Origin of the sequence: Thermodesulfobium acidiphilum (assembly GCF_003057965.1) — a bacterium.
In the GTDB taxonomy this organism is placed as follows: Bacteria; Thermodesulfobiota; Thermodesulfobiia; order Thermodesulfobiales; family Thermodesulfobiaceae; genus Thermodesulfobium; species Thermodesulfobium acidiphilum.
The window spans coordinates 1,119,437-1,136,656 of record NZ_CP020921.1 but is presented as its reverse complement, the minus strand read 5'-3'; the positions used below and the strand labels follow the sequence as shown (position 1 = coordinate 1,136,656).

The following is a 17,220-nucleotide window of genomic DNA, read 5'->3' as shown; positions in this document are numbered from 1 at the left end:
ATAAATTAAGTAGGGGAGAAATATGCCATTTGAAAAAATAGAAACGGGTATTGAAGGCTTAGTGATTATAAAATCAAAAAAATTTTTTGATAATAGAGGTTATTTTCAAGAGATTTTTAAAGATTCTGATTTTAAAAGGATGGGGTTTGATTTAGATTTTAATCAGGATAACTTATCTTTTTCTAAAAAAGGTGTAATAAGAGGACTTCATTATCAAAAAGCTCCACATGGCCAGGCAAAACTTGTGAAATGTGTTTATGGAAGCATATTTGATGCAGTGGTGGACGTCAGAAGAGAGTCTAAAACATTTGGCAAATATTTTACGGTGATATTGCACGATAGCAATGATTATCTTCTTTTTGTGCCTGACGGCTTTTTGCACGGTTTTTGTGCATTAAGCGATTTTGCAATAGTGCTATATAAAACTTCTTCTGAATATTCACCTGAAAGTTCTAGTGGAGTAATATATAACGATCAATTTTTATCTATTCCTTGGCCAGTCGAGAATCCTATTATTTCTTTGCAAGATGCAGGATTGAAAACTTTTAAGGAAGAATTTTTGGAGCAATTTTAATTATTATTTTATATAAATTGTAATATAATATTTGTTAATAAATATAATTATCAGGAGGATTCTAATGTCACAGGCAAAAGCTACAAAAGAACAATTGTTTGAGATGCTAAACAAAGCTATTGCCAGAGAGATCCAGGTTAGTATCCAGTATATGTGGCAGCATATACAATTAGTTGGTTTTAAAGGTAAAATTGTAGGTGAAGATTTGAAAAAGATTTCAATTACAGAAATGCAGCATGCAGAGGATATTGCAGAGCATCTTTTCAAACTTGGCGGAATACCCACCACTAAGCCAAATAATATTGAAGTAGGCTCTTCTCTGAAAGAAATGCTTGAACTTGATATCAAAGCTGAAAATGAAGCAATAGAACTTTATAGGGAAATAATTAGTTTTTCAAAAAAACACGATGATTTAGCGACTAGAAGGCTTTTTGAAAAGATTTTATTAGAAGAAATGGATCATCTCCAGACATTTGAAAATTATCTTGTAGACTAATAATAAGTTTAAATTTTAAGGGAGCAAATAAATTTTTTGTTCCCTTTTTGTTTCTTTATGCTTAAAAAATCGTATTCTATTTAGAACTTGTAAATGTAATATCAAAGCATAAAAGTATGAATAGAATAAAGGTGATTGTATGAGGTGCTTTCTAATATATGGACTCAGACCTAATTTTAAGGATAAAATCGGGAGACCAAAATGCTTTTAGAGACCTATACAATAGGTATAGCAGTTTTATATATACTCTTTCTTACAGATTATCTGGTTCTTCCGAAGAAGCAAAGGATCTTGTACAGGAGTTTTTTATTAAATTCTACAATAATGTGGATAAATTTGATATAAATTATCCTTTTATACCATGGGCTAAGAGAGTGTTGACAAATTTATATATAGATAAAAAAAGAGCAAAAAAAGAATATACATCGTTTGAGGACTTGACTTCGGAAGATGATGAAAGAAGTTTTGATCCTGTAGACAACTCTCTGATGCCTGAAGAAATAATTATAAGATATGAAAACAAGGAAGCTGTTGAAAAGGCGCTTTTGAAACTTCCTGAAATTTATAGGGTTGTTATAGTTTTATTTTATCAGGAGGATCTAAGTATTAAGGAGATTTCTAATATTTTATCAATTGATGAGGGAACTGTTAAAATGAGAATTTCTAGAGGAAGAAAAAAACTTTATAAGGAGTTATCTACGTATGAGCTGTGATGAATGTAAGAAACTTATAGAGCTCGAAGAGCTTGGAATAATTACATCTAAGCAGCTACTTGAATTGGAAGCTCATGTGGCAAATTGTCCAAAGTGCTTTTATTTGAGACAAAGATCTAAGCAGCTTACATATTCGCTTAAGAATTTACCTATTATGAGCGTTCCAGACGATCTCTTTTCATTGATTGTATATAGAATAGAAAAACAAACTTTTATAAAAAATCTTATTTTCTTCTCAACTTCTATGTCTTTTATATTTTTAATTGGTTCAATACTTTTAAACAATATAAATTATTCTATATTTTCTATAGATATTGAAGAGAGCGTGTTCTATGCTTTTGAAGTTGTTTGGGAAATTTTCTATAACAACGTTTCTTTAATCTATCTCTTAATAGGAAGTTTTCTGGCATTTATTATCTTTTCTGTTTACAAAAAAAGAAAGGAACTTTTAAGTTGAAAAGAGGACTGTTATTATTTTTTGTTTTTTTAACATTATATCTTTTTTCCTTTAATTTAGTTTTTGCTCAAGATCAAAACCTGATGTTATCCAGAGTTAGACAGGGATTTGGATATCAGACTAATGAGGAACAATATTTAAAAAGAGATGTTATAAAAAGAGAGATCAATATCGAACAGGATCAGGTGATAAACGGTGATTTTATTGTTCATAATGCAATATTGACTGTTAGCGGCAGGATAAACGGTGATCTAATTGCCTATAGATCTGATGTAATTCTAAAAAATTCTGCAGTAATTACTGGAAAAGTAATTATTCATAATGGGTCGCTTAAAAAAGAGACTGGGGCAAGAACTGGAGATATTTTAGAAATATTATCAAAAAGGACTCCGCCACCTTTTTTAAATGTGAAGCCACTGTTTGGTAAGAATTTTGAAGGGGGAGTGATCCTTGATTTTAGAACTCTTATAAATAGCTTTGAGGCCAAGATATTTTTTTCAGTGCTGATATTCTTTATGTCTTTTATATATTTTTTGTTTTTTAAAAGAATTGTAATAGAAAAGTACAACTACGTTTATAAATTTTCATTAAAGGCAATATGTTTTTCGATTTTTATATTTTTATCAATTCCAAGCATCTTTTGGTTTTCTAGAGAAGAACCAATGTTTGCAGTAATTTTTTTGGCTATTATGTCAATTTTGAGCGTGCCAGGTATAACATTTTTTACATTTTCAATTTTCAAAAATTTATTTCATCTTATTTTAAAAAGGGAAGTTCCTTATTTGTTTTATGTTTTAATTTCATGTTTGTTTTTATCGTTAACCATATTAATTTTTAGTGGAAGCTTGCTTTATTTGATTTGGCTATCGCTTGGGCTTTCTTATAGCATTTTGCTTTATAAGAGCTCTTAAAAATTTGATATTTTTTAATATTTGTTTTATATTGTTAGGCGAGCAAACTAATAATTTTTAAGGAAGGGGAGATCAGTTTGTTTAGGACAAAAGAGGAAGTTGCAAAAATTCTTGAAACCAATGGGCTAATAATTAATGGAAAACTTACGCTAAATAAAGATAAACTAAGAGAGAAAGTGATTGATGATCTTATTAAAACAGCCGTATTTACACAAGATTCTCAAGTAAAAAATTATTGCTATTTTCTGATTAGAGAATTTGCAAATATGATGGATATTGTCTCTTCTTCAATCCACGATCTGTATATGGCTAAGGGGAGAGGCGAAGGACTAGAATTTACTGTTCCTGCAATAAATATCAGAGGCTTAACCTACGACTTTGCTAAAAGAATCTTTAAGGTTGCAATTAAGAGGAATGTAACTGCTTTGATATTTGAGATTGCAAAATCTGAGATAGAATACACCTTTCAAAGACCTTTAGAGTATATTTCCTGTATTTTAGCTGCAGCCATTAAAGAAGGATATCAGGGACCAGTATTTGTCCAAGGAGATCATTTTCAATTTAGTTCCAAAAATTACTTTTCGAATCCAGAGTTAGAGTTGGATAACATTAAGAAACTTACAAAAGAGGCTATTGAAGCTGGTTTTTATAATATAGATATTGATCCGTCTACATTGGTAGACTATACAAAGCCAACTTTAGTTGAACAGCAGTTTCATAATTATATGAATACTGCAAAAATGACTGATTTTATAAGATCTATTCAACCAGAAGGAATAAACGTTTCTGTAGGTGCTGAAATTGGCCATATAGGTGGTAAAAATTCTACTGTAGAAGAATTTGAAGCATTTATGGACGCATATTTAGATAATTTAAAATCTAGTCCTGGAATTTCAAAAATAAGCGTTCAAACGGGAACTGCTCATGGTGGAATTCCTCTGCCTGATGGAACTGTAGCAAGCGTTAAATTGGACTTTAACGTTTTGGACTCTATAGGAAAATGTGCAAGAGAAAAATATCATATAGCTGGAGCTGTTCAACACGGTGCTTCAACCTTGCCAGATGAGCTGTTTAACAATTTTCCTAAACACAAAACTGCAGAGATACATCTTGCGACTGGCTTTCAGAATATAATGTTTGATTTTGCACCTGAAGAGTTTAGAGAAGAGAATTTCAAATTCATTGAAGAAAATTTCAAGTCAGAGTGGAAAGAAAATATGACAAGAGAGCAATTTATTTATAAAACAAGGAAAAAGGTATTTGGACCATTGAAAGAAAAATGGTGGAATTTGCCAGATGCTGATAAAAATAAAATATTGGATGTTCTTGAGAAAAAGATTGAATTTCTGTTTTCACAATTGAACGTTTTCAATACTAAATCTTATACTGACAAATATATTAAATTAATAAAAATAGGATATAAAAGTAATGCTAATTTGAGCCATAAAAATGTGGATTTTCGAACTATGGAATTTGAAGAGGGGGCTGACTGATTTTGGCCAGAATTGGTATTGATCTCAATCGCTTTATTTTGGAAGAGGAAAGGCAATTTCCTCAAGCTACGGGATCCCTTAGCTTGGCTTTGATGTCTATTGAAAATGCAACAAAAGTAATATCTTCAAGAATAAGGAAAGCGGGTCTTTCTGATGTTTTAGGCAAGATAGGGAAGGTCAATGTACAGGGTGAGGAGGTTCAAAAACTCGATCAACTTTCTAATAACTGGTTGATTGAACACCTTTCTGATTCAGGCGAATTTTATGCCCTTGCTTCGGAAGAAGTTGATGATGCCATATTCCCTGAAAAAGGGAAAAACGGAAAATATGTAATTGCCCTGGATCCGTTGGATGGTTCTTCAAACATTGACGTGAACGTAAATGTTGGAACAATATTTTCCATATATAGAAAATGTTGTGATGGGGTAGAAAACTTTTTCCAGGAAGGATACAAACAGGTTGCTGCAGGATATGTGGTGTATGGATCATCAACTATGCTTATGTATACAACTAAAAACGGCACTCATGGATTTACCCTAGACCCTTCAGTAGGTTCGTATCTTTTGTCTCATCCTTATCTGAAGATGCCTTCAAGAGGGAAGATATATTCAATTAATGAGGGTTATTCTCAGCGATGGGACGAGCCGCTTAAAAAATATATTGAAAATTTGAAATCAAAGAATTATTCTGCAAGATATATAGGGTCAATGGTAGCTGATGTTCACAGAACCTTGTTGAAAGGTGGTGTTTTTGCATATCCTGGGGATAAAAAAAATCCACAAGGAAAATTAAGGCTTCTTTACGAAGCTGCACCTATGAGTTTGCTAATAGAACAAGCTGGTGGCAGGGCTACTGATGGAATCAATGAAATACTGAGCATAAAAGCTACCAGTCTACATCAAAGAACACCTGTTTTTATGGGCAGTAAAGAAGATATAGACGAACTAGTGAATTATATGAAAGGGTAAAGTTATTTGAACTTATGAGGGCAACAAATTAATTATGTTGTCCTCTAAGATACTATAGAAATACCCTTTGAATCACTTAGAAACTTTGCAATTCCTATATCGGTTAATGGATGTTTTACAAGCTGTTTCATCGTTTTAAATGGAACAGTTGCTATGTGAGCACCTGCTTTTGCAGCCTGAACAACATGTAAAGGGTGTCTTATGCTTGCTGCGATTATTTTCGATTTCGAATTAGTTGCTTTCAAAATTTCTGATATTGATTTTACAAGTTTCATTCCATTGTAGGAAATGTCATCTAATCTCCCTATAAAGGGACTTATATAAGCTGCATTGACTAAAGATGCTAAAATTGCTTGAGACTCTGAAAAAACAAGGGTCATATTGACTGCAATGTTTTCTTTTGAAAGAACTTTTGTGGCTTTAAGTCCATCTTCAGTAATAGGTATTTTTACTACAATTTTTTCTGAAATCTTAGATATCTTTAGTCCTTCTGATATCATATCTCTATAGTTTGTTGAAATTATCTCAGCGCTAACTGGACCATTTACAATGTTACAAATTTTCTTTAGGTGTTCGATTGGAGCTGCTGGATTAGCTTTTGCAAGTAGTGAAGGATTTGTAGTCACTCCTGAAATTATGCCAAGTTCTACGCCTTCTTCTATTTCTTCTATTTTTGCAGTATCTAAATATAGTTCCAAGTTTTTACACCCCTTAAAAATTTTTTAATTATTATAAATTAATTATTCATAAAAATCTATAAAAGTTTAAATTTGAGTTTTTTATTAGAATTAGTAATTATAGTCAGTCTTAAAATAAAAGGGTAGTTATATTAAAGTGGTATAATAAAATTTAGTTTTAAAAACTTTTTGGAGGTAATTATGCAATTTTTGTTTGGGCCTGTGCCATCAAGAAGGCTTGGATTAAGTCTTGGGATAAACATTATCCCACATAAAGTGTGCAATTTTAATTGTGTTTATTGTGAAGTAGGAAGAACAACAAATCTTATAAACGATAGGCGTTCCTTTTATAATCCAGATGAGATTGAGAAAGATTTTAGAGAGAATTATAAAAGGATGGGCAGGTTTGACTTTGTTACCTTCTCTGGAAGTGGAGAGCCAACACTAAACAAAGATATTGGCAGGCTTATTAAATATGTAAAAAGTTTTAACGTTGCTAAAATTGCAGTACTTACCAATGGAAGTCTATTAAACCTAACTGATGTCCAGGAAGATCTGATGGATGCTGATGTAATTATACCGAGTCTTGATGCAGCGAATCAAGAATCGTTCAGAAAAATTAATAGGCCACACGTAAGTTTGAAAATTGATGAAATTATTAATGGGATAAAAGAATTTAGAGATAAATTTAAGGGCGAAGTCTGGTTAGAAGTTTTGTTTGTAAAGAGCCTTAACGATAGTCAGAAAGACATTGAAGATCTGAAAAGAGCTGTAAAATTTATAAATCCTCACAAATTTCAGATCGGAACCATAGATAGGCCTCCTGCTGAGGAAAACATAAAAAAATTAACAAACGAAGAGCTGATGCGGGTATATTCTGAATTGAAGGATCTGAATGCCGAACTTATAAAGCCATTTAGTGAAAAAAACATGGATTTTCATGAGTTTCTTGAACTCTCTATTGCGAAAATGGTAAGCATTAGACCATGTTCAAAAGAGGAGCTGATGAGCGTATTTGGTGCTGGCGATGAAGATATAACAAGAATATTAAATAGACTTTTAAAAGAAGGTAAAATTAGCCAAAGGGTTTATGAAGGTAAAGCTTTTATTGTCAAAAAATGAGTCATATGACTTTAAATATTTAAATGTTTGGAGGTTGACGTGTCGAATTTAAAGGACATCTTGTTTATGAAAAGAAGAAATGCATGGTTTAAAACAGATAGAGAAAATATTTTTAAATTTGCACAGGGATATAAGGATTTTTTAAAAAAATGTAAGACAGAGAGAGAAACTGTAAAATTTGTAAACGAATATTTTTTAAATAATAGAAGGGATAGAGAGTTTATAATAGTTAATAGAAATAAAAGTGTTGCCCTGATTAGGCTTTCAGAAGATTTTGGCATGAAAATGATTGCCAGTCATATTGATGCGCCAAGAATTGACTTAAAACAAAATCCTTTGTTTGAAGATAGCGGTCTGGGTTTGTTTCACACTCATTACTATGGAGGAATAAAAAAATATCAGTGGTTAAACATTCCAATCTCTTTGCACATTTTTATGGTAAAGTCAAATAAAGAGACTTTAGAAATTAATATTGGTGAAGAACTTGATGACCCTATATTTGTAATACCAGATCTTTTGCCACACCTTTCAAAAAAGGTTATTGATGAAAAGGTTACAAAGGAGGCATTTGATGCTAATAAATTAAATATAATTTGTGGATCTATTCCATTCTCAGAAGAAGAAAAAGATCAGATAAAGCTGAACATATTAAATTATCTTTATGAAAGGTATAAAATTGTGGAAGAAGATTTTGTAAGTGCTGAAATCCAAGCTGTGCCAGCCTTTGAACCTCGCGATTTAGGTTTTGATAGGAGCTTGGTAGGGGCATATGGCCAAGATGATAGAATATGTGCATATGCATCCTTGATGGCCTTTTTTGATGTGGAAATCTCTGACAAGACTCAGGTATTACTTATGGTTGATAAGGAAGAGATCGGTTCTGAAGGCAATACCTCTGCTCAGTCAAGTTTTGTATACGATATAGTTATAGAAATTTTGAAAAGAAAGGGGATAGAACCAACCTTTGCAAACATCTTAAATTTCTTTAAAAGCTCACAGTGCTTATCTGCTGATGTTAGTGCTGCAGTCAACCCAATGTACAAAGAAGTTCATGAAACTGACAATGCAGCTTATATAAATAACGGTGTAGTTATAACAAAATTTACAGGGCATGGAGGAAAATATTACTCAAACGATGCAAATACTGAATTTGTCGCTAAAGTTAAGGAAGCTTTTAATAGGGATAACGTAATCTGGCAAATTGCAGAGCTTGGTAAGGTAGATGAAGGTGGTGGTGGAACAATTGCAAAGTATATTTCAAAGCATAACATTGAAACCCTCGATTGCGGTCCTGCTTTAATTTCCATGCATTCTCCGTTTGAAATAGCTTCAAAGGCTGATTTGTATGAAACCTATAAAGCTTACAAATCTTTTTTGATGATGAAGTAATTTAGATTTTAAAGTTCGATGCCTGTAGAAAATATTTATCAAATATCTCTTTGACAGATTTATTTAAATTTATATAGTAATTAGTTATATCAGTTGTTTCATTATACTTTATCATCTTTTTCAGGATTGATAACTCGTCTTCACTCAAAAATAAGTTGTTAGTGTTGCCACGTAAAAACTTTATGGCGAAAAGTGTTTTGTTGTAAAAATTAAATGCTTCTTTAAGTATGCCGTGTTCTTTGGGTGACCACGGCGCAAAGTTGTCCATATTTTTGAGTATTTGCCATGGATCAGATAGTCTTAGAGGTTTGTAATTTTTGGCTAATGGAAGCCTGTAGACTTGTAACAAAAAATCAATGTCCATCATACCACCTGGACCAAGTTTAATATCCATTTTTGGATCTATATCTGGACTTATCCTTTCTTGAATCACTCTATTTCTTATTTTAAGAAGGTCTTCTAATTCTTCTTTATTAAAAGCTCTATAACAAAATTTTCTCGTTAGAATAATCAAAGATTTTGCAAGGTTAAAGTTTCCGCATATAAATTTTAATTTTGAATAAGCTATTCTCTCCCATGGCTCTAAATATTTTTCATAATAAGATTTGTATGCTGAAAGACTTCTTATAACTTCTCCATTTTCTCCTTCAGGCCTAAGTCTTATGTCAAAGTAAATTGGAAAACTTGTATTGTCATTAGTTTTTAAAAAGTTTATTACTGCTTTCTGGGAATCTTTATGCAGGGTATACAGATCCAGATCTGAATTAAGATCTGAGTGAACGAACAAAACGTCTAAATCTGAGGTTATGGTCAATCTGCCTATTGCAAAGTTCCCCAAAGCTAATAGAGCTATTTCTTTTTTATACCTTTCTTGTATATTTTGATTAAAACAGAACTCACACAACTTTTGTCCAAGATATGTGAGTTCCTTTTGAACCCACGTCTCACTTCTTGCTCTTGTAAGATAACTTTGTGAAAGATTTAATATTTCTCTAAATATTGAGTTGGTAATGTTTTGAGGATTAAAACTGATATCCTTTTCTTTTATGCTTTCGAAGTTTAATTCCTTTGTTTCTAGCAAATAGTCTAAAAATTCTGGTTCGTTGACGATCTTATTCAATAAATAAGGACCAAAATTTGAAAATGAAAGAATTAATTTCTTTAGATATTCGTTGTCCATGAATACTTGAAAGAAAGTATCCTTTCCCTTCATGTTAGAAAAGAAAAGCGAAAGATTTTTTAGCGTGTAATCTGGATGGTTTGTTTTACATATTTCTAAAAGCAATTCTTCAAGTTGGTAGGATAAAGTTTCTTGAAATTTTATACCTCCAATTTTTAGCAGTATTAAATATCTGGATGATTCGACTAAATCTGAGAAACGATTCAAGTCTTTAGATATTTCTTGATTAAAGCCTTCTAATAGTTGCTTTACATCTTCTAAATCTTTTTCTTCTAATTCAATTATTTGAGAAATCCCCTTTTTTATTTTTTTTCTTTTAATCCATGAATTTTTGTTAAAGTATTTTTCAAATACAAATCTTATATTTTTTTTGTGTTCTTTAATTTTCTCTACAAGATCGTTTTCACTAGAAAATCCCATAAGTTCACTAATAATGTTGTTCTGTTCGCTGTCATTATTAAGTTCATGTATGATTTGATTATTGTATATCATTAGAAGGTGTTCAATCTTTCTTAAAAAGATATAGCCATTATATAAGGCGTAGAATTCATGTGAGCTAATGAGATTAAGTTTTAATAATGTTTCTAAAACTTTTATTGTGTTTGTTTCCTGTAATTCTGGATAGATATAGCCGTAAAGAATTTGAAATAATTGACATAAGAATTCTACATCTCTGATAGCTCCAGGAGATCTCTTTAATTCGTTTGTATTATTGGCAGATTGATTTTCTATTCTTTCTTTTATTTGGATTATGCTATCTATTCTCTTTTCTAAAGGAAAGTTTGGGTAGATTATCTTGTTGAGAGCCTTTAGAATTTCCTTGCCCAAATTAATATCTCCTGCTACTGGTCTAAATTTTATTAGTGATTGTAGTTCCCAGGGATCTGCCCATCTTTTCCAATATTCAATAGATGTATCTTTTTTAGGTAACAAAGCTCCATCAGGACCTTCGGGTCTTAAGTTTAAATCTACGTGGAAGAAAAAGCCCTCTTGGGTAAAGTCAGAAAGAACTTTTATATAAAATCTTGCTAACTTGTTGGATAATTTTAAATCTTCATAGTCAATTTTTTGGGGTGATACAAAAACCAGGTCTACATCTGAACAATAATTTATTTCTTTTCCTCCAAGTTTTCCTCCAGCAAAAACTGTAAAAAGTGGTATTTTTTTACCAAATTTTTCTTCAAGATGTTTTTGACATATACTTAAAACCTCTCTTAAAAGTGCTTCATACAGGGCGCTTAGCTGTAGAGTAGAACTTTTTAAATCGAGATTGCCCTGTATTTCTCTTGTTGCTATTCTAAGATGTTCCCTTAGCTTCAACCTTTTAAGAGCATTTATTTTATTTTCGAATCCCCTGAATATTTCGGTTGCCCTCTTTGCCTCAAGAATATAATCATCAAGGTCAAGATTTAATTCAAAATTTGTAGAACTAAGAAGGTCTAAGTAATTAGGATGTTGTAAGAGTATTTTAGTTAGATAGATGCTTGAAGAAAGTATCGTAAACAGTCTATAGGCAAAGAGCGGCCTTTTTATAAGATCGCTACACAAAAAATATGGAGAGGGAGAGTGTTCTAGAATTTTTAAAAAATTACCTTTTGTAAATTCGACTTCAGTGATCTTAAGATTATGCTTTTCTACAATTGAATAGAAGAATGAATCTGGGTTAATATTTAGGCTGGTTGATCTTAAGTTCATCTAGCGGCTTTATATTTGATATTTTCTCAAAATGTACGTTTACTTTGTCAAATTTAAAATAATATTCTATTTTTTTCTTTAATAATTCTATGTCAAACGTATCATAAATGAATAGTCTTTGGGATTTATTAATTGAACTATCCTTTGATATCAAATTTAGCGCTTCAGTAGAAATTCTTTCACAAGGATCTAATATAATTATTTCGGTTGAAAACTTTTTAGAGGCAACATCTTTTATCTGGTCTTTAATTAGAGGGTAATGTGTACAACCTAAGAGTATGCCTATTGGTTCATTAACCTCTATTTCTATATGAAGATATCTGTTTAAAAGTTCTTCTATTTCAAGAGATGGGTTTTTAAATTCTATAGCATCGACAAGTTTTGGGCAGGCGATTGGATATACATTATAACCATATTCAGAAAGAGTATTTTCAAAGATTCTGCTTTCGATTGTAACTTTTGTAGCAAGAATTATAAGATTTTTATAATGAAAGGTCTCTTTTATAAAGTTTATTGTAGGTTCTATTGTACCAATTATTGGTATTTTGGTTTTTTGCTTTAAATTGTTTAATACTGTGGAAGAGGATGTATTACAAGCGCTTATAATTAATTCACATCCTTTACTTTCAAGGAAAGTAATAATATTTCCTACTATGAGTTCTAGCTCTTGTATATTTTTGTTCCCGTATGGGACATTTATAGTATCAGCGACATAAAATATGTCGTCAAACAATGGTAAGTTGCTTTTTATTATAGAATTTAAGATGTTTACTCCTCCCAACCCCGAGTCGAAGATACCTATTTTCAATATAAAACCTCCATGTAGTTTAAAAACAATATTTATATTATTTTATCATTTTTATGAAGATAGTAGTATTTTTATATAACTTTAAATTGGGATTATTTAAATTCAAAAGTTTTTATTTGAATAAATTTTCCAGAAATGTTCTCTGTTTCCTTTTTGTTTTTTGCTTTCATACATTGCTATATCAATAAATCTCAAGATATCATCGGGAGTAGTAAAATCACCCTTTTGATATATATATACCCCCATACTGGCACCAACCTGGGCAGTAATATTTTCTGCTATTTTAATAGGCGAGCTAATAGCTTCATCAATTTTTGTAAAAATCCTTTCTAAATGCTTTGGATTTTTAATAGATTCTAATAGAATTACAAACTCATCACCACCCAGTCTGGCGACAAAATCAACCCTTCTTAGTCTGTTTGTTAAACGCTGAGCTATAGTTTTTAAAACTATATCGCCTATATTGTGACCATAAGTATCGTTTATGGGCTTAAAATCGTCTAGATCTATCATGCAAACTGCCAGCATATGATCGTGCCTTTTGACACGTTCTATTGCCTTTACAAGCTCTAAACTTAAATAACGTCTATTTGGTAGTTTTGTAAGATTATCGTGAAGTGCCTGGAAATAAAGTTTTTCTTTTAGTAAATATAGGTTTGTAGTATCTATTGCACTCCAGATAATTGCCCTTTCATTATTTGGAAGTTCGATCAAGGAACTTGTAGCCTCGATCCAAATAGTTGAACCATCTTTCCTTTTAAAATTTTGTTCTATAGTTATTTCTTCGTTCGGTTTTCTAAAGAGTTTCTTGATAAGTTTCCTACACTTTTCAATTGATTTGTCATCTTTATGGATAAGGTTTATGTTTTTGTTTATAAGTTCTTCTTTGGTATATAGAAGCATTTTGCAAATAGTTGGATTAGCATCAATTATAGTAAAGTTTTTATCTATAATTAACATACCTGCCGCATTTTTTTCAAATAGAATTTTATGATAGGCAAGTGAGTGCTTTAAGCTTTCTTGAGTCTCTTTTAATTGTTTTTCTGCTATCTTTTGTTCTGTTACATCCCTTGCTGCTCCAAGTATTGCAGTTATTTCTCCTTTTTCGTTTTTTCTTGGAACTTTTATAACATCAAGGTGTAGATACTTTCCTGCTACGTTTCCGTATTCTTCGAATCTACCTCGCTTTTTAGTAGCAAGTACTACTGAATCAGAGTCCATACACAATTCTCCAAAGGTATGAAAGTTTGGATCATCTGGTTTTTGGGCTCTTATTCTTTGGGCAAAATACAGGTCAGTTTTGCCTACAGGCTCGTTTGTATTTTTTGCATGTAAGAGTTTATTACATATTGCTTTATTTGCGAGTAGATATCTTTTTTGAGAATCTTTTAGCCATACCATATCTGGCACAAGATCTATGACTTCTCTTAAAAAATTTTTTTCTTCTTTTAGCCCTTTCTCTTTTTCTTTGGAGCGAGTTAAGTTTATTAGATAAATCAAGTACATATTGTTTTTGTCTAATGATATCCAGTTCAATTGCCAGTATTCATCCTTAAAATATAATTCTTTAAGCAAATATTTTTTTGAATTAAGTTCTATATTGGATAGGCAAAAGTAGCATTGCATGGTTGGTAAAACTTTCCCTTCTTCAAAAAACTCCCTTTGAACTTTAGGAAGGAAGTTAGCATTCCATAATTCATACCAGCAATGTCCGCCTATTTTTGAACCAAATAAATCAAAAGCGCTCTTATTTTGCAAAATAATTTTATGATTTTTATCTATAAGTAAAATGGGTATGTCTAAGTTATCAATTATATTTTTAAGAGTATCAAATTTATTTTCTAAAGGTATATTATTATTTTCTTGCATTTTCTCCTTACTAATATAAAAAAAATGAAATAAAAGCTTCAAAATCTTACATATAATCTTATTAAACAAATTGGACTTAGATTAAATATTTTTTTTATTTTTGTCAAGCACATTGTGTTAGCGTGTGTTAAAGGACACTGATTTTGTCAACAAATAAACTTATTAGCTCCTTGATTTGATTGGAATAAAATGATATTATCCTTATTACTTTAATGAAAGTTAAACTAATTTTATTCTTAAATTTTTTTGGGTGGGTTTTGGTGAACTTATAGATTAAAATAAAAGGATTTGTAATAACTAAGGTGGTATTATGACTAAAGAAGAGAAATTTTACAGGGCTTTACAGGATGTTTTTATCGGTGCCAGGATTGAAGGCGAGGGCGGTTTTGTTAATTTGATGAGCATAAAATCAAATTACTACAGGAAAATCGAACAATTACTGAAAGAAGATATAGAAAAAGCATTAGAAAGATATTCCTCATTCAAGAATGAACTTTTTGATAAGCTCTACTCCTTTTTCAGCCGCTATTTTACAGAAAGTGGCTCAATCTATTTCAACTCAACGCCATTTCATAACAACATCTACGAAAAAGTTTACACCGACGAAAGGGATGTTATTCTATTCTGGAAAACGCAGATGCTCTACTATGTAAAGACCGACCGTATTTTCAGAAGTTTAGAGATAGAATCCGATGGTTTTAAATTTTATTTTGATGTTTCAAGTTTAGAGCATAAAAAAGCCAATGAAAAACGCTCGTTGATTTTTGAATTAGATAAAGTTAAAGAAGACAGAACAATTGTCTTTGACGTTCAATACTCCGAGAGGGGCACAAAAACAAAACAAGACGAGATATTAAAAACCATAAAGAGAAAAGGCATTGCCATTACAGAAGAACAGTTAGAACGAGCCTTCAGGGTTTTTGAAAAGCAAAGTGAAGTAGACTTCTTCATCAATAAAAATGCCAAAGTATTTTTGCAGGAGCAATTTAAGCTTTGGAGTTATCAGTATTTCTGGGAGGGGGCGAAAGAGTGGGGCGCGGACAGGGTCAATCAACTGCAAATCCTCAAAGACATTGCTTTCAAAATAATTGATTTTATCTCCCAGTTTGAAGACGAGTTAGTAAAAATCTGGAATAAGCCGAAGTTTGTTAAAAATTCAAATTATGTAATTACGCTGGACAAAATAACTCCCGCTATCATTGAAAAGATTATCAAACATAAGAATTTTGGCGAACAGGTGAAAGAGTGGGAAGAGCTGGGGATAATTCAAAATGCAAAAATCAAAAGTCAAAATGACAATTCAAAATTCAAAATTGATTTATTTGAAGATACTTTAGAAGGCAAGCAGATTAAAAAAGAATACGAGCATTTACCCATTGATACAAAGTATTTCAAGGATTTAGAACTTGAGATTTTAGACCAGTTTGATGATTTAGACAAATCTCTGGACGGCTGGCTAATAAAAAGCGAGAACTATCAGGCATTAAATACCATTCTGCCGAAATTCAAAGAAAAAGTGCAGACGATTTATATTGATCCACCGTTTAATTTGGATTCTTCCGATCAGTTTTTATATCGCACAAATTACAAAGATGCCAACTGGGCAACTTTACTTGAAAACCGATTACGCCTTGCCAAAAAATGGCTGAATGAAAAAGGAAGCATTTTTGTAAGATGCGATTACAATGGAAACTGGATTGTAAGATGCCTGATGGATGAGATTTTTGGAAAGGAGAATTTTAGGAATGAAGTTTTTGTCAAAAGAGGATATGTTCCGAAGGGATTGACAAATCAATATTTAACTGGAATTGATTCTATATTTTTCTATGCGAAGGATAAAAATTTAATGGCTTTTAAGGGAGCAAAACGAAAGATAAAGGAAGAAGAAAGGCAATGGATTTCTTTGGATATGCCAGGTCAAAGGAAGACTTATGAATTGCAAGTAAGATATTTTTTTGGGAAGCCGTGGCTACCACCAAAAGGACAACATTGGGGCTTGTCACAACAAAAGATTAGTGATTATGAGAAACTAGGATGGATAAGAATAAACCCGGGTAGAAAATATATTGATACGCAAGGCAACGAAGTTAAGGGAATGCCAGAATATCTTAAAGAACCAGAGCTACTTTTGGATACAAATTGGACTGATATAAAAAGTTATGAAACTCATAATACTTTCTTTGCTACTGAGAATTCAGAAATATTACTAAAAAGAGTAATTGAAGGAATGGAGTATGATAAACAATCAATTATTCTTGACTTTTTTCTCGGTTCTGGCACCACCACTGCAGTAGCCCACAAACTTGGCAGAAAGTGGATTGGCGTGGAGATGGGAGAGCATTTTTACAGCGTGATTTTGCCAAGGATGAAAAAGGTTTTGGCTTATGATAAATCAGGCATTTCAAAGGAAGTAAAAGAATATCAAGGTGGTGGCTTTTTCAAATACTATGAACTTGAGCAATACGAGGAAGCCCTGGCAAACTGCAAATACGAAGATGGTGACTTGTTTATAAGACCAAGTGCATCGCCTTATCAGGAATATGTTTTTATGAAAGACGAAAAAATGCTCAAAGCGTTGGAAATTGATTATGAAAATAACAAAGTCAAAGTGGATCTATCAAAACTCTATCCGAATATAGACATTGCCGAGACATTGTCTAATCTTACCGGCAAATGGATTAAGAGAATCAACGGCGATGAAGTTGAGTTTAAAGACGGAACAAAAATCAATACCAAAAATTTGGATTATAAACTCATTAAGCCATTAATTTGGTGGGAGTGATGGAAGAATCCCAAACTATTGAATTCAAGTCATCTTGGCGGGATGAGTATTTGAAGTGTATTTGTGCTTTTGCAAATACTGAATGT

At 31.7% G+C, this 17,220-nt stretch carries 14 protein-coding genes and 1 pseudogene; 11 read left to right on the top strand and 4 right to left on the bottom strand.

Features of this window, described 5'->3' with window-relative positions; genetic code table 11:
• The first annotated feature begins 22 nt into the window (after positions 1–22).
• The 7 genes from rfbC (at position 23) to fbp (ending at position 5,612) form a co-directional block, all read left to right on the top strand.
• Positions 23–574, top strand: coding sequence for a dTDP-4-dehydrorhamnose 3,5-epimerase (gene rfbC / locus TDSAC_RS05750; RefSeq protein ID WP_108309301.1), 552 nt, complete (start codon positions 23–25; stop codon positions 572–574).
• Between the two features lie 64 nt (positions 575–638).
• Complete coding sequence (locus tag TDSAC_RS05745; RefSeq protein WP_108309300.1) at positions 639–1,070, top strand: ferritin-like domain-containing protein; 432 nt, start codon at positions 639–641, stop codon at positions 1,068–1,070.
• Between the two features lie 158 nt (positions 1,071–1,228).
• Entirely contained in the window at positions 1,229–1,783 is a 555-nt protein-coding gene (locus TDSAC_RS05740) for an RNA polymerase sigma factor (RefSeq protein ID WP_108309299.1), read from the top strand.
• A complete protein-coding gene (locus tag TDSAC_RS05735; RefSeq protein WP_108309298.1) occupies positions 1,773–2,240 on the top strand; it encodes a zf-HC2 domain-containing protein in 468 nt (155 codons plus the stop codon). The genes TDSAC_RS05740 and TDSAC_RS05735 overlap by 11 nt, the downstream gene beginning before the upstream one ends.
• Positions 2,237–3,151 carry a polymer-forming cytoskeletal protein gene (locus TDSAC_RS05730; protein ID WP_108309297.1) on the top strand — a complete coding sequence of 305 codons (915 nt, stop codon included), beginning with the start codon at positions 2,237–2,239 and terminating at the stop codon, positions 3,149–3,151. The genes TDSAC_RS05735 and TDSAC_RS05730 overlap by 4 nt, the downstream gene beginning before the upstream one ends.
• A 77-nt stretch (positions 3,152–3,228) precedes the next feature.
• Positions 3,229–4,644, top strand: a complete 1,416-nt coding sequence (locus tag TDSAC_RS05725) for a class II fructose-bisphosphate aldolase (RefSeq protein ID WP_108309296.1) — start codon at positions 3,229–3,231, stop codon at positions 4,642–4,644.
• Between the two features lie 2 nt (positions 4,645–4,646).
• Positions 4,647–5,612, top strand: coding sequence for a class 1 fructose-bisphosphatase (gene fbp, locus TDSAC_RS05720; RefSeq protein WP_108309295.1), 966 nt, complete (start codon positions 4,647–4,649; stop codon positions 5,610–5,612).
• Between the two features lie 44 nt (positions 5,613–5,656).
• Here fbp and fsa read toward each other — a convergent pair whose 3' ends face one another.
• Positions 5,657–6,310, bottom strand: a complete 654-nt coding sequence (fsa, locus tag TDSAC_RS05715; RefSeq protein ID WP_108309294.1) for a fructose-6-phosphate aldolase — start codon at positions 6,308–6,310, stop codon at positions 5,657–5,659.
• 180 nt (positions 6,311–6,490) lie between these two features.
• Between fsa and TDSAC_RS05710 the strand changes: the two genes are divergently transcribed.
• Both TDSAC_RS05710 and TDSAC_RS05705 read left to right on the top strand, forming a co-directional pair.
• On the top strand, positions 6,491–7,411 hold the full coding sequence (locus TDSAC_RS05710) for a radical SAM protein (protein ID WP_108309293.1): 921 nt from the start codon (positions 6,491–6,493) through the stop codon (positions 7,409–7,411).
• 66 nt (positions 7,412–7,477) lie between these two features.
• Positions 7,478–8,800 carry an aminopeptidase gene (locus TDSAC_RS05705; protein WP_422822127.1) on the top strand — a complete coding sequence of 441 codons (1,323 nt, stop codon included), beginning with the start codon at positions 7,478–7,480 and terminating at the stop codon, positions 8,798–8,800.
• Between the two features lies 1 nt (position 8,801).
• On the opposite strand, the gene TDSAC_RS05700 is transcribed toward TDSAC_RS05705, so the two are convergent.
• From TDSAC_RS05700 to TDSAC_RS05690, 3 genes are all read right to left on the bottom strand, one after another.
• On the bottom strand, positions 8,802–11,675 hold the full coding sequence (locus TDSAC_RS05700; protein ID WP_108309291.1) for a [protein-PII] uridylyltransferase family protein: 2,874 nt from the start codon (positions 11,673–11,675) through the stop codon (positions 8,802–8,804).
• Entirely contained in the window at positions 11,644–12,483 is an 840-nt protein-coding gene (gene murI / locus TDSAC_RS05695; protein ID WP_199919724.1) for a glutamate racemase, read from the bottom strand. Before murI ends, TDSAC_RS05700 begins: the two co-directional genes overlap by 32 nt.
• A 102-nt stretch (positions 12,484–12,585) precedes the next feature.
• Positions 12,586–14,352, bottom strand: coding sequence for a diguanylate cyclase domain-containing protein (locus TDSAC_RS05690; RefSeq protein WP_108309289.1), 1,767 nt, complete (start codon positions 14,350–14,352; stop codon positions 12,586–12,588).
• Between the two features lie 310 nt (positions 14,353–14,662).
• Between TDSAC_RS05690 and TDSAC_RS05685 the strand changes: the two genes are divergently transcribed.
• Together TDSAC_RS05685 and TDSAC_RS09175 are read left to right on the top strand one after the other, a co-directional pair.
• Complete coding sequence (locus TDSAC_RS05685; protein ID WP_108309288.1) at positions 14,663–17,134, top strand: site-specific DNA-methyltransferase; 2,472 nt, start codon at positions 14,663–14,665, stop codon at positions 17,132–17,134.
• Positions 17,134–17,217 (top strand): annotated as a pseudogene (locus TDSAC_RS09175) (AlbA family DNA-binding domain-containing protein); the annotation flags it as partial. The gene TDSAC_RS05685 and the pseudogene TDSAC_RS09175, both read left to right, overlap by 1 nt.
• Positions 17,218–17,220 lie beyond the last annotated feature (3 nt).